Raw genomic sequence first — 12,684 nt, 5'->3', positions numbered from 1 at the left:
CCTCGCGAGAAGTTACATTGTCACAACAGGTACGCGCGGCGCCAGGGCGCACATCAATTCATACCCGACGGTATTGGCCGCCGCGGCTACATCATCAATCTTGATCTCCCTGCCCCACAGCTCTACCGGCGCGCCGATACTGGCGTGCGGGCACGGCGTGAGATCGACCGTCAGCATATCCATTGAGACCGCGCCAACTACCGTGGTGCGAATGCCATCCACCAGGACTGGTGTACCGGTGGGAGCCTGGCGCGGATAACCATCTGCATAACCACACGCTACCACGCCGATACGCTGCTCCGTCTGCGCACGGTAACGACAGCCGTAGCCGACGGCGTCGCCACTCTTCAGCGTCTGTACGGCAATAATCTCACTGCTTAGCGTCATTACCGGGCGAATACCGCTGTTTGCCACATCCTGCCACCTGCCCGAGGGCGAGGCACCGTAGAGAATAATGCCGGGGCGAACCCAGTCAAAATGCGCTTCCGGGTGCCATAACGTCGCGGCAGAGTTGGCGAGCGATCGCGGTAACGGTAGCCCTTCCGCCGCCTGCTCAATGCGCCGCATCGGTTGCGAAATGCCGTCCGGGCGCTCCGCTTCGGCAAAGTGCGACATCAGCGTGATATTGCCGACGCTGGCAAAGCTGCTCAGCTGCTGCCAGACGCTGTGCACGCGCTCCGGCAGGAAACCGAGACGGTTCATACCGCTGTTGATTTTGAGGTAGATATCAAGCGGTGCCTGCAGCTTCGCATTTTTCAGCAGATTAAGCTGCCAGTTACTGTGGATCCCACTGGTGAGACGGTACTGGTCATAAAGCGCCAGCTCCTCCGCATCAAAAAAACCCTCCAGCATTAAGAGAGGCCCTTTCCAGCCGCGCTCGCGCAGCAGGATCGCCTCCTCAAGGTTGAGCATCGCAAAGCCATCAGTTTTATTAAGCGCCGACCAGATGCGCTCAAGACCGTGGCCATAGGCATTTGCCTTCACCACCGACCAGACTTTGGCATCGGGTGCCGCGCGGCGCACTATTTGCAAATTATTGGCTAACGCCTGTAAATCGAGGGTTGCCAGAACCGGACGAGACATGTCTATTCCTTACGCCTGTCAGCTGTGTACACCATGGAGATGCTGGGCACGCGCAGGCGTGAATCCCGGAAGATAACGCGCCACGCTCAGATCGTCAGCGGCGATAGCCGGTGTGTTGCCGGTCATCAGATCGCTGAGCAGTTGCCCGGAGCCGCAGGCCATTGTCCAGCCCAGCGTGCCGTGACCCGTATTGAGCCACAGGTTTTTAAACGGCGTGCGGCCAACCACCGGCGTACCGTCCGGGGTCATTGGACGTAAGCCGGTCCAGAAGGTTGCCTCTTCAACATGGCCGCCGCGCGGGAAGAAATCGCGCACCACCATCTCCAGCGTTTCGCGCCGCGGTTGTAAAAGCTCGGTATTGAACCCGACGATCTCTGCCATGCCGCCGACGCGAATGCGCTGATCAAAACGGGTAATGGCGATTTTGTAGGTCTCATCAAGAATGGTGGAAACCGGGGCGCCATCCTCTTGCGCCACCGGAATGGTCAGCGAGTAGCCCTTGAGCGGATAAACCGGGATATCGACAATCCCCTTCAGCAGGCCGGTGGACCAGGAGCCGAAAGCCATCACGTAAGCATCGGCTTTTACCACCTCTTCTCCGCACTTCACGCCGTAGATCTTTTCGCCTTCGTAAAGCAAGCGATCGACGGGCGTGTTGAAGCGGAAGACTACCCCGGCGGCTTCGGCCATCTGCGCCAGCCGCTGCGTGAAGAGCTGGCAATCGCCGGTTTCATCGTTTGGCAGACGCAGACCGCCGGTCAGCTTGTGCGCGACTTCACCCAGCGCCGGTTCCACCTCTGCCAGACGCGCCGATTCCAGCAACTGATAGGGCACGCCCGCTTCCTGCAACACGGCGATATCACGGGTGGCGTTCTCATACTGTTCGGCGGTGCGGAAGAGTTGCAGCGTTCCGCCCTGTCGGCCTTCATATTGAATACCGGTGGTTTCCCGCAGCAGTTTCAGACAATCGCGGCTATATTCAGCCAGACGCACCATGCGCCCTTTGTTTTCCATATAGTGCCGGGTATCGCAGTTGCGCAGCATTTGCCACATCCATTTGAGCTGCGATGAGGAGCCGTCGAGCTTGATGGCGAGCGGCGCGTGGCGCTCAAACATCCATTTGATCGCTTTCAGCGGCACGCCGGGCGCAGCCCACGGTGCAGCATAGCCCGGCGAGATCTGCCCGGCGTTGGCGGCGCTGGTCTCCAGTGCAGGCCCCGGCTGGCGATCGATTACGGTGACATCATGTCCGGCCTGGCGTAAATACCAGGCGCTGGTAACGCCAACAACGCCGCTGCCCAATACAACAACTCGCATATCCCTTCTCCCGTGAGTAAAGCACAATCATCTGATTACAAATTGATAACTCAGATGAAAATATTATTCAACATATGGCTTTTTTATGGTGACGTTCCTCACAACATCGCCGCCAGCTAAGGGCTACGGATATTCAGCATCTCCTGCTGCGCACCCTATCGCCGCAGCATAATATTTTGGCAACTCGGTTTTTTACACGGTGAGCGAGCGGGAATATCGTGAAGATTTGGTGAGGGCTGGCGTACACTTTTAAATCAGTGTTCTATGCTTGAAATGAGACGCTCCATACAGAGAGCGTCGAGAACAATGAGGGCGCGCTAATGGCTACGATTGACTCAATGAATAAGAATTCTATTCGTCTGAGCGATGGACCCGACTGGACATTCGAGCTGCTGGATGATTACCTGGCAGAGATTGACCGGGTGGCGAAACTCTACCGGCTGGATACCTATCCGCATCAAATCGAAGTGATCACCTCAGAACAGATGATGGATGCCTACTCAAGTGTCGGCATGCCTATCAATTATCCCCACTGGTCGTTCGGTAAAAAGTTTATTGAAACCGAACGGCTCTATAAGCATGGTCAGCAAGGCCTGGCCTACGAGATTGTCATTAACTCCAATCCCTGCATCGCTTATCTGATGGAAGAGAACACCATTACCATGCAGGCGCTGGTGATGGCGCATGCCTGTTATGGACACAACTCGTTTTTCAAAAATAACTACCTCTTCCGCAGCTGGACCGATGCCAGCTCGATTGTCGATTACCTGATCTTCGCGCGTAAATACATTACCGATTGCGAAGAGCGCTACGGCGTAGTCGAAGTGGAAAAACTGCTCGACTCCTGCCACGCACTGATGAATTACGGCGTTGACCGCTATAAGCGTCCGCAGAAAATCTCGCTGCAGGAGGAGAAAGCGCGGCAAAAAAGCCGGGAAGAGTATCTGCAAAGCCAGGTAAATATGTTGTGGCGTACGCTGCCAAAACGCGATGAAGAGGTGGCCGTCGCTCAGGCGCGCCGCTACCCGGCGGAGCCGCAGGAGAACTTGCTCTACTTTATGGAGAAGAATGCGCCGCTGCTGGAGCCGTGGCAGCGCGAGATCCTGCGCATTGTGCGCAAAGTGAGCCAATATTTTTACCCGCAGAAGCAGACGCAGGTGATGAATGAAGGGTGGGCGACGTTCTGGCACTACACCATCCTTAATCATCTCTATGACGAAGGCAAAGTGACTGACCGCTTTATGCTGGAGTTTCTGCACAGCCATACCAACGTGGTATTCCAGCCGCCTTACAACAGCCCGTGGTACAGCGGCATTAATCCTTACGCTCTGGGCTTTGCCATGTTCCAGGATATTAAGCGCATCTGCCAGTCACCAACGGAAGAGGATCGCTACTGGTTCCCGGATATCGCCGGTTCCGACTGGCTGGAGACGCTCCATTTCGCCATGCGTGATTTCAAAGATGAGAGCTTTATCAGCCAGTTTATGTCGCCAAAAATCATGCGCGATTTCCGCTTCTTCACCGTGCTGGATGACGATCGCAATAATTACCTGGAGATTGCCGCCATCCATAACGAAGAGGGCTACCGTGAGATCCGCTCGAAACTTTCATCCCAGTACAACCTGAGTAATCTTGAGCCGAATATTCAGGTCTGGAACGTCGATCTGCGCGGCGATCGTTCGCTGACGCTGCGCTATATTCCACACAACCGCGCCCCGCTCGATAAAGGACGCCGCGAAGTGCTGAAACATGTGCATCGCTTATGGGGATTTGATGTTCTGCTGGAGCAGCAAAACGAAGATGGCAGCGTGGAGTTGCTGGAGCGCTGTCCACCGCGAAGCAACGTGCTGTGATATAAAAAAACCCCTCTGATGAGGGGTTTTTTGTCACTAGCGGCTTTGTAGCGCGAGATCGCCAGGCATGGTTTTCTGCATCTTGTGCCAGATCTCCCCGCTGTCATGCCCGTAGCGACGAACCAGTTCATGAACCTGGTCGTGCTGGGCATGCTCGCAGATCTCTGCCAGCCGATGATAAAAACCGAGCGCGAGGCTACGTGCCTCCGGGCTGGAGAAGTAGTGGCGACCAATGCGGGTATAGAGCCCTTTCATGCCGTTCAGGATCAGACCATAGATCGGGTTGCCGGAAGCAAACGCCAGCCCGCGAAAAATGTTGTAATCCAGCTCAGCAAACGCATCGGCGTGATCTTCGACTTCACGCGCGGTGGCGAGCACCTTTAACGCATCTTCAGGATGCTGGCGAAACGCAGTGCGAATGAAAATCGTGGAAATGTTGGTACGCACGGACAGCAAGTTATCGATCAACTGCGGTACGCTTTCGTGATCCAGACGTGCCAGCGTTTCCAAAATATTCAGACCGGAGGTTTCCCAGAAATTGTTCACTTTTGTCGGTTTGCCATGCTGGATAGTGAGCCAGCCATCCCGGGCAAGTCGCTGCAGCACTTCACGCAGTGTGGTACGAGTGACGCCAATCAGTTCAGAGAGCTCGCGTTCAGCAGGAAGAATCGACCCCGGAGGAAAGCGACTATTCCAGATACTTTCGATGATGTACTCTTCCGCGAAACCCGCCGGGCTCTGCGCCTTAATGACCATATAAGATTTCCATAACACAGCTAAGCAATGAGCACTCATCATACCAAAGCATGCAGTGGGCAGGTAGCGTAGGGTAGGAAGAAAAAAGGCGATCAACGTTTTATTTTGACGAATTTGCTACATGAATATTTCGTGCAAATATGCCTTAAATCCAAATAATTAACTGAAGATCCGCCAAAATGGCGTAGGCGATGTTTCACTTTTTGCTGACTAAACATTCCATTACGCATTATTTTGCCCCCGCTAGTGGCCTTGAGATTGATTTCGTTTACACTGCGGTCTCTACGCATCTCCAGGGAAATGATTATGTTGCGATATTTAAATAAGTGCTCACACGGGCGCGGCGCCTGGCTGCTGATGGCGTTAACCGCCTTTGCGCTTGAGATGACGGCGCTGTGGTTCCAGCATGTCATGTTGCTCAAACCGTGCGTGTTATGCATTTACGAGCGCTGCGCCCTCTTTGGCGTGATGGGTGCCGGTATTGTCGGAGCCGTTGCGCCAAAAACCCCGCTTCGCTTTGCCGCCCTTGCCATCTGGATCTATAGCGCCATTCGCGGCATCCAGCTGACGTGGGAACACACGCAGATCCAGCTTCACCCCTCCCCTTTTATGACCTGCGATTTTGCCGCGCGCTTCCCGAGCTGGCTGCCGCTGGATAAATGGCTGCCGCAGGTGTTTGTCGCTTCCGGCGATTGCGCGCAGCGTCAGTGGGAGTTCCTGAAGATGGATATGCCGCAGTGGCTGTTGGGCATCTTTGTCGCCTATCTGGTGGTGGCGCTGCTGGTGCTGATTGCGCAGTTCTTTAAACCGAAAAAACGCGACCTGTTTGGCCGGTAAAAAAAACGCTCCTTCGGGAGCGTTTTTTATTGATGAAAGCAGTGATGAGACGCAGAGCCTCAATCCGCCCAATCAGGCTTGTTCAGGATAGGCAGCAGTAAAAAAACACTTTGCGGTGAAGTGAAATAAAAGCAGGTTGTAAGCAATGCATTAGCGCAAGACGAATCGACACCTTCAGAGGTTTTGAGTTGTTTTGCGCTAATTTTTTGCCCCATCCATGCCCCATCTTTCACATCACCGGATTATCATCGAACTCACCGGTGCGCGCGTCGTTGATGATGTAGGTGATCACGCCTTTGAAAACCAGGCGGCCTTCGAAGTCATCACTCGTCATCGGGTAGGTGATTTTAGGCCTGTCGAGTTCTTCCAGTCTCGGTCGAGGGTAAAGCCGCAACCGCAGCATACGCATCTGCTCATCCATGTGGCACATCACGATCGACCCGTCTACTGGCGTTGCCGACATGTCCAGAACCAGCAAAGCCCCCTTCTTTATCGCTTCACGCCGGGACTCAGTCGCCGCGCGCAGGAAGTTTGTCGCAGAAGGTACGCGGATCAGCTCATGGTCGAGAGATATCTTCTCATCCATGTAATCGGCAGCAGGTGATGGGAACCCCATATCAAATCCCTCCGTTCGGGTTGTACATCATGAACGTACGGAGCTCACCCTCTTGTTGGGAGATATCCTTGAACGTGCTGACATGTCCCTCAATCCACTGGTTGGCCTGCCTTGGCGACAAGTCCCAGTTAAAGGTGAGTAAAACCTTAACGAAGTTTTCTGTAGTGATCGTGCGTCGACCGCTCGGCTCCATCACTATGGCCTGCCTGAATGCTGTCTCGATATCGTCTCTTCTTGGCATAATGCACCCCCGCAATACTGTTTTTATATACAGTATTTATCATCAGAGAATATATCAAGAAGGCGAAGCCTATTGATGATCAGAATGTTGATGAAGATTTTTCTATTCCTAAACATTCTCTTTGCAACACATAGGCTTATCTTTATAGGATTTGTCCCACTACATTCTCGATCGATGCCACGCCCGATGGTAGACTATGCCCCTCATAAAACTGATGATAAGAAAATGTTAAAACTTTTTGCTAAATACACTTCTGTTGGCTTAATCAACACGCTCATCCATTGGGTTATTTTTGCCATGTGCATTTACGTTTTTCAAACGAGCCAGGCGCTAGCCAACTTTTCTGGATTCATCGTCGCTGTAAGTTTCAGCTTCTTCGCTAATGCACGATTCACGTTCAATTCTTCTACTACCACTTTGCGCTATATGCTTTATGTAGGCTTCATGGGTGGGCTGAGTGCCGCTATTGGATGGATGGCTGATAAGTGCGGTATGGCGCCGATTATTACACTCGTTGCCTTTTCTGCTATCAGCCTGGTGTGTGGTTTTATTTATTCCAAGTTCATTGTCTTTAGGGATGCGAAATGAAAATCTCTCTGGTCGTTCCGGTATTCAACGAAGAGGAAGCAATTCCAATCTTCTATAAAACAGTCCGGGAATTCGAAGAGTTACAGCAGCATCAGGTTGAAATTGTATTCATCAATGACGGAAGTAAAGATGCTACTGAAGCCATTATTAACGCCCTGGCGCTATCCGATTCGCTTGTCGTGCCGTTATCTTTCACGCGTAATTTCGGCAAAGAGCCGGCCTTATTTGCCGGGCTTGAGCATGCTACAGGCGATGCTATCATTCCGATTGATGTTGATTTACAGGACCCAATCGAGGTAATCCCTCACCTCATTACGAAGTGGCAATCCGGGGCCGATATGGTGCTGGCAAAGCGGGCAGATCGCTCTACAGACGGGCGGCTGAAACGGAAAACAGCAGAGTGGTTTTATAAACTGCACAATAAAATCAGCAGCCCAAAGATTGAAGAGAACGTTGGCGATTTTCGCCTTATGTCCAGGGAAGTAGTAGAAAATATTAAGCAGATGCCAGAGCGAAACCTTTTCATGAAAGGTGTGCTGAGTTGGGTCGGCGGGAAAATTGACGTTGTCGAATATGCTCGCGCAGAACGCGTCGCAGGAGATTCCAAGTTTAACGGATGGAAGCTGTGGAACTTAGCTCTTGAGGGTATTACCAGCTTCTCCACTTTCCCGTTGCGCATGTGGACTTATATTGGCTTGGTCGTGGCTGGCTTATCATTCCTGTATGGCGCATGGATGATTATCGATACCCTGGCTTTTGGTAATCCGGTGCGAGGCTATCCATCTTTGCTTGTTTCTATACTGTTTTTGGGCGGGATACAGCTTATCGGAATTGGCGTTCTTGGTGAGTATATCGGAAGGATTTATGTCGAGTCGAAACAGCGACCGAAATATCTGTTGAAAAGTAGGAAATCTGATGATCAACATTAAGGAACGATATCTTTTATCTGCATTGATATTAGTTGTTATTGTGGCTACAAGTGATTTGTTCCTCATAAACACTGGTGACTTCTATCGACTTGATTATGGTTTCATGAACGATGCTGCGATGTTCAACCGTGATCTTCCACTTATTTTTAATATTAAGCCGTTATTTCTCCCACTGTGGGAATACGACTATAAAAGCTCATATACAGTTCTGGTGTATTGTTACGCATGGCTATTATCATGGGTTACACCTTTTTTTGATATGCGTGTTTTCGCCTCATTACAGAAAGCATTTTACATAGCCTCTGTTTATTTACTTTTCTCATGCTGTAGCGAAATAAACAAAAAGTGGATAAAGTTCCCGATATTTGTTATTTGCTGCATACCATTGTTATCATCTTCAATTCTGAGCTTTTCCAACTCTCTTTATCAGGAGCAGGCGTTGATTCTTTTCATGCCGCTTCTGATGGTTGCCATTTATAAGAGAATGGATTTTTCAACGTTTTTGATCTTGTCTTTTATTGCGTGCTCTAAAAGCCAGTTCTTTTATCTACCACTGCTGATGCTTGTTTACTATGTCATTTATGACAGAGAGCATATGTTAAGAAAACTGGCCATGATGATTGTTGCTCTTGGATTAGCAGTCTCCTGCATTGTGTTTACTACCACGGCAACTACGTATAACAAGTATCACTCTGCTTACTTTGGTGTATATGCACTGGATAAGTATGCTGGCCTGAACAAGGCTCAGTATGACACAGACTGCGCGGGCGTTGATGCGTGGGGCAATGTCTTGAGCCTTGAAGAGGGTGCCACCCCAAGTGATATAGGAGAGTCCTGCTTCAAAAAACATCCCGAGGCCGGATTTAAGAGCTCTGTGCAGTACATCGCAGAAAATCCTATGACGATAATAACTCTCCTTTTCGATAAAAATATCAAATCACAAATGGATGAGGTTTATTTTCACGTCTACAAATCAATAAAAGTGATGGTGAATGACAAAGGATTTACAAGTAAAATAACCCATGCAAAGCAGAAACTTTATGGCTCACTCAGGCCTATTATTTCAATAATAATCCTGATAGCTTCAGTAATCTTTTTCAGAAACAGGCTGAGCGGTTTGCTTTTTCTCGCCAGCGCCACTGCTATATCTCAGTTTTACATAGCTTTCATCGGTGAAGGGTATCGTGACCTTGCAAAGCATCTGATGCCAATGAATTTCAGCTTCGATATGTCCGTATTCATTCTGTGCATACTAATTGTATCTGCATTGAGCAAGAAGCTCAGAGCGTAAAAAAAGGCCGCATATAGCGGCCTTTACTTTACCAATCTGTTGATGCGATTAAACCCCTAAAAAACCTTCTGTATTGGTTTGAATCTATAACTGCGGATGTCCTGATGCACAACCTTTCATTGCTATTTGGCGTTGTGAGGTACTGCTCAATTAGTGCAGATGTACCTGAGACGGCCTGATCGCCACGCTGAATGGTCGTATACCCACCATCGTAAGAGCCGAAGATTGTAAAGTTCCCATTCACGTTTGCAATGTCTGGAGTAATAGCGCTGTACTCACCAAATATCAGCAAATTATTTCTGAAAGGTATATTTGTGACGATCATCGCTAGGGTGCCTTTAAAGCCTATGCCTGACTTATTCCAACCGGCAGTAGCTGTAACCCTATCTCTGTTCGAAGATCCGCTAATTACCTGCACTGGATACGCTTTCTGACCTTGAAATGCATCAGAACTCGAAGAGTCTCCCCTCATCATCCTGTCGATAATATTATTAAGCGACTTGTGCCCAGTAACTGAGTTTCCGCCTACCAGAATAGATTCTGTTATGTACGGTACCGGGTACTTCTTCTCAGAGGTCGCCGCAACAAAAGATCGGAATGTTTCGTTGGAGCGAATACCTCCGGTTATCGTTGGATCACCAGCCCCATCCCAGACAAAGACAGCAAACTCACCATTTCCGGCGTTACGGAAAACCTCAGCCCCCCGTAAGATTTGTGTAACATCGTCCGTCCCTGCGCCCGAAGAAGAGGTAAAGGTACCTAAAACAGGAATTACCTTTTTGTTTCGGCTGTGGGCCTGCATACCCGCAAAGCTACGGCGCATACGGTTCAAATCATTGGCGACCCTTTCTGAAATGGTTCCAGAACTTTGCCGCTCCGCATATGGATCAGCTAAAACGATGTCATAATAATCGAGTAACAAATCAGATATAACATCAGCACCATACCATGCATCAACTATCACAACGGGCTTATTCGAGTACTGCCTGATTAGGTCATAACGCGTTTTTTGTTGCGCGTAACTTATGTTACGGCTCATTGCCTCGTCATAAGTCGCCCACCCAAGGAGTGCAGGGTGATATCGGTAAGCACTCAGGAACTGCTCGGTTGTCATTCCCGGAGCACCGACTTCAGTACTGACTATAACGCGTAAGCCAATTGCCCATGCATTATCAAGCACCTTCTGTACGGTGCCGTCACCATCATTTTCAACCGTGTTAGGGTGGCTGAAGTTACCATAGTGCTTGATGGTATTGATGCCGAGAGATTTTATGAATGCCAGTTCACAGAGGTCGTAAGCCGATTCAACATACATGATCCGCAGTTTTGCATCGTCCTGCACTTTATCGGAGAAAGACACCTTCACGACGCCCAGCGAATAACGCGAAGTGTTAAGGCTCATTACACCCGTGTGGAGATTCCACACATTCTGGCTGGCTGTAATAATTCCGGTCACCTTATAAGTTTTCGCCGGGTTCCAGTGAACATTTTTACCAGACGTCAGAGCAGAAATGACAGACGCGGAGTTATCTGCAGCTGCAATATCGCAACCAAAATCTTCCGGTGAATATATTTTGCCATCTAATCTCTCGATCTCTTCCTGGACTGTGAGCCCTGAACTAGCACCAACCATGGATGCGCCTGCAGCTGATGCAAGCATCGCCCTCAAAGCCGAATCACCTACGGATATCCATGCATCAACACCAACACCGCCAGTTGAGCCAGGCGTTGATCCAGCAGCTACTGTTTTAGTGAGCACGCCATCCCACCGATAGTACTCACCATCTGTTTCGTCCTTCAGAATCTGGTTTGGCAGTGTCAGTGTCGCTCCGGCCTGGAATGTACCAACCGGAATCCATCCATACTGCGCTATTGCCTGCTGAGCGAGCCAGCGAATTCCCTCAATGGTGTAGTGAGCATTACCGAAACGGTCGATATACTGGTGAACCAGGGAAGTAACGAACTCATCGATCTTACCCGCATTGAATTTCAGATCACGCGGGGACTCGCTCGGGACGGGCATATTAGTCGGTGTGGTAGCCATATTTTTTCCATATAAAACCCGGCGCACCGGCCGGGTGTAGTTGAATTGGACAGGTCTTATGAGTCGATAGCTTCGCTATACTCTGCGACAGACAGAGAAACCGTGTTGTCTGAATTAGGCTTTATAGTCCCCACCTTCCATAACTGGCTGTCCAGCTCTTCGACGGTTGCGATCAAATAGCGCGATGGCAGCTGCACCGTGTCGCCATTCCAGATATTGAGTTCAATATTTGGTATTGCGGCCGTAAATCCGTATTTCGTTTCACTGCGCGCAGTCGCCGGATAACGCTGCGTAGGATTTCCCAGGCTGTCAGTAACCATCACATACATCGTGCCGGTAAAAGTGATTGACTCGCTGGTATCAAAATTATTTCCGGCGCGCCCTGTTATGTAACCCTGATGCTGGTTGCTGTCGTAGATGTCCGGCATCTGAATGACACTGCCCACCTGTATAATGCCGTCCTCGAACACCCGGGCATTCATGCGAACACGCGAGTAAATCAGACGCTTGGTCTCGCGTAGTGCGCGCTCTCTGGCCTGATATTCATTACGAAATCCGACGATCTCCATTTTGTTCGGATTCTCAGCTTCCTGCTCTAGGATAGCGCCGTTTAACACGCGATAGTTGATGTAGGTCTTGTTGTTAGTTTTCGGGTGAACATACGACACCTGCACCCCGTCATATCCGCCAGGAAGAGTGGCTTCGTACGTCATTTTGTACTCGTCCGTCTTCATATTGGCCCGGTTGAATACTGCCGCCGGATAGTTAACTTTCTGGTCGCGCGTGAAGGTCAGCACGCCGTCATCCCAGTACGGCACAACCGACGCTGCATTACAGATAGCCTGTACGCGGTCGCCCAACGAATCATTCTCATCATCGAACGTGTAGTCGAAGTAACCCAGACGTTCATCAGGCAGGCTTTCGGCGATCGAGTACAAACCGTAAAGGTCAATGCTGCTGACAGGCTGCTTTTCGCCTTTCTTTTGGTCAGTCTTCTTCGCCTTGCCGGTCTTTAACCAGCGCTCAGCCGTTGCGTCGTCAACATCTACCACCGAGCCAACCTCCAGTTTGCGGAGGTCGGCACCGGCGTGCAGGTTGGTTGCCACGATTTCTACCAGTGCCATGATTT

The 12,684-nt window shown here is 50.4% G+C and carries 12 protein-coding genes; 5 read left to right on the top strand and 7 right to left on the bottom strand.

Annotated elements, in window-relative coordinates; genetic code table 11:
• Positions 1 to 12: 12 nt before the first annotated feature.
• Both dadX and IAE50_RS09435 read right to left on the bottom strand, forming a co-directional pair.
• Positions 13 to 1,083 carry a catabolic alanine racemase DadX gene (gene dadX / locus IAE50_RS09440; protein WP_139568576.1) on the bottom strand — a complete coding sequence of 357 codons (1,071 nt, stop codon included), beginning with the start codon at positions 1,081 to 1,083 and terminating at the stop codon, positions 13 to 15.
• 18 nt (positions 1,084 to 1,101) lie between these two features.
• On the bottom strand, positions 1,102 to 2,400 hold the full coding sequence (locus tag IAE50_RS09435) for a D-amino acid dehydrogenase (RefSeq protein WP_200580113.1): 1,299 nt from the start codon (positions 2,398 to 2,400) through the stop codon (positions 1,102 to 1,104).
• Positions 2,401 to 2,720: 320 nt separating this feature from the next.
• On the opposite strand from IAE50_RS09435, the gene IAE50_RS09430 reads away from it, so the two are divergent.
• Complete coding sequence (locus IAE50_RS09430) at positions 2,721 to 4,253, top strand: SpoVR family protein (RefSeq protein WP_200580112.1); 1,533 nt, start codon at positions 2,721 to 2,723, stop codon at positions 4,251 to 4,253.
• 36 nt (positions 4,254 to 4,289) lie between these two features.
• Here IAE50_RS09430 and fadR read toward each other — a convergent pair whose 3' ends face one another.
• A complete protein-coding gene (fadR, locus tag IAE50_RS09425; RefSeq protein ID WP_200580111.1) occupies positions 4,290 to 5,009 on the bottom strand; it encodes a fatty acid metabolism transcriptional regulator FadR in 720 nt (239 codons plus the stop codon).
• A 306-nt stretch (positions 5,010 to 5,315) separates the two neighbouring features.
• Between fadR and dsbB the strand changes: the two genes are divergently transcribed.
• Entirely contained in the window at positions 5,316 to 5,846 is a 531-nt protein-coding gene (gene dsbB, locus IAE50_RS09420; RefSeq protein ID WP_200580110.1) for a disulfide bond formation protein DsbB, read from the top strand.
• A gap of 229 nt (positions 5,847 to 6,075) precedes the next feature.
• Here the strand turns inward: dsbB and IAE50_RS09415 are convergent, their stop codons facing one another.
• Together IAE50_RS09415 and IAE50_RS25985 are read right to left on the bottom strand one after the other, a co-directional pair.
• Complete coding sequence (locus IAE50_RS09415; protein ID WP_200580109.1) at positions 6,076 to 6,462, bottom strand: S24 family peptidase; 387 nt, start codon at positions 6,460 to 6,462, stop codon at positions 6,076 to 6,078.
• A 1-nt stretch (position 6,463) separates the two neighbouring features.
• Positions 6,464 to 6,703 carry a DNA polymerase V gene (locus tag IAE50_RS25985; protein ID WP_232045421.1) on the bottom strand — a complete coding sequence of 80 codons (240 nt, stop codon included), beginning with the start codon at positions 6,701 to 6,703 and terminating at the stop codon, positions 6,464 to 6,466.
• Between the two features lie 225 nt (positions 6,704 to 6,928).
• On the opposite strand from IAE50_RS25985, the gene IAE50_RS09410 reads away from it, so the two are divergent.
• Genes IAE50_RS09410 through IAE50_RS09400 form a run of 3 tightly spaced genes read left to right on the top strand, consistent with a single transcriptional unit; the run spans position 6,929 to position 9,511 of the window.
• Positions 6,929 to 7,291, top strand: a complete 363-nt coding sequence (locus IAE50_RS09410; RefSeq protein ID WP_139569730.1) for a GtrA family protein — start codon at positions 6,929 to 6,931, stop codon at positions 7,289 to 7,291.
• A complete protein-coding gene (locus IAE50_RS09405) occupies positions 7,288 to 8,220 on the top strand; it encodes a glycosyltransferase family 2 protein (RefSeq protein ID WP_200133753.1) in 933 nt (310 codons plus the stop codon). The genes IAE50_RS09410 and IAE50_RS09405 overlap by 4 nt, the downstream gene beginning before the upstream one ends.
• A complete protein-coding gene (locus tag IAE50_RS09400) occupies positions 8,207 to 9,511 on the top strand; it encodes a hypothetical protein (RefSeq protein WP_200580108.1) in 1,305 nt (434 codons plus the stop codon). Before IAE50_RS09405 ends, IAE50_RS09400 begins: the two co-directional genes overlap by 14 nt.
• A gap of 28 nt (positions 9,512 to 9,539) precedes the next feature.
• Here the strand turns inward: IAE50_RS09400 and IAE50_RS09395 are convergent, their stop codons facing one another.
• Together IAE50_RS09395 and IAE50_RS09390 are read right to left on the bottom strand one after the other, a co-directional pair.
• A complete protein-coding gene (locus IAE50_RS09395) occupies positions 9,540 to 11,555 on the bottom strand; it encodes a hypothetical protein (RefSeq protein ID WP_200580107.1) in 2,016 nt (671 codons plus the stop codon).
• 56 nt (positions 11,556 to 11,611) lie between these two features.
• Positions 11,612 to 12,679 (bottom strand): host specificity factor TipJ family phage tail protein, encoded by a 1,068-nt coding sequence (locus IAE50_RS09390; RefSeq protein WP_239032829.1) that lies wholly within the window; start codon positions 12,677 to 12,679, stop codon positions 11,612 to 11,614.
• Positions 12,680 to 12,684: the final 5 nt, after the last annotated feature.

Origin of the sequence: Kosakonia sp. S42, assembly GCF_016624785.1 — a bacterium.
GTDB lineage: Bacteria > Pseudomonadota > Gammaproteobacteria > Enterobacterales > Enterobacteriaceae > Kosakonia > Kosakonia cowanii.
This window is presented reverse-complemented; position numbering and strand designations above follow the sequence as displayed.

Excerpts from the sequence above, each read along its gene's own strand:
- dadX (WP_139568576.1), bottom strand. The coding sequence starts at position 1,083 with ATGTCTCGTCCGGTTCTGGCAACCCTCGATTTACAGGCGTTAGCCAAT.
- IAE50_RS09435 (WP_200580113.1), bottom strand. The coding sequence starts at position 2,400 with ATGCGAGTTGTTGTATTGGGCAGCGGCGTTGTTGGCGTTACCAGCGCC.
- IAE50_RS09430 (WP_200580112.1), top strand. The coding sequence starts at position 2,721 with ATGGCTACGATTGACTCAATGAATAAGAATTCTATTCGTCTGAGCGAT.
- fadR (WP_200580111.1), bottom strand. The coding sequence starts at position 5,009 with ATGGTCATTAAGGCGCAGAGCCCGGCGGGTTTCGCGGAAGAGTACATC.
- dsbB (WP_200580110.1), top strand. The coding sequence starts at position 5,316 with ATGTTGCGATATTTAAATAAGTGCTCACACGGGCGCGGCGCCTGGCTG.
- IAE50_RS09415 (WP_200580109.1), bottom strand. The coding sequence starts at position 6,462 with ATGGGGTTCCCATCACCTGCTGCCGATTACATGGATGAGAAGATATCT.
- IAE50_RS25985 (WP_232045421.1), bottom strand. The coding sequence starts at position 6,703 with ATGCCAAGAAGAGACGATATCGAGACAGCATTCAGGCAGGCCATAGTG.
- IAE50_RS09410 (WP_139569730.1), top strand. The coding sequence starts at position 6,929 with ATGTTAAAACTTTTTGCTAAATACACTTCTGTTGGCTTAATCAACACG.
- IAE50_RS09405 (WP_200133753.1), top strand. The coding sequence starts at position 7,288 with ATGAAAATCTCTCTGGTCGTTCCGGTATTCAACGAAGAGGAAGCAATT.
- IAE50_RS09400 (WP_200580108.1), top strand. The coding sequence starts at position 8,207 with ATGATCAACATTAAGGAACGATATCTTTTATCTGCATTGATATTAGTT.
- IAE50_RS09395 (WP_200580107.1), bottom strand. The coding sequence starts at position 11,555 with ATGGCTACCACACCGACTAATATGCCCGTCCCGAGCGAGTCCCCGCGT.
- IAE50_RS09390 (WP_239032829.1), bottom strand. The coding sequence starts at position 12,679 with ATGGCACTGGTAGAAATCGTGGCAACCAACCTGCACGCCGGTGCCGAC.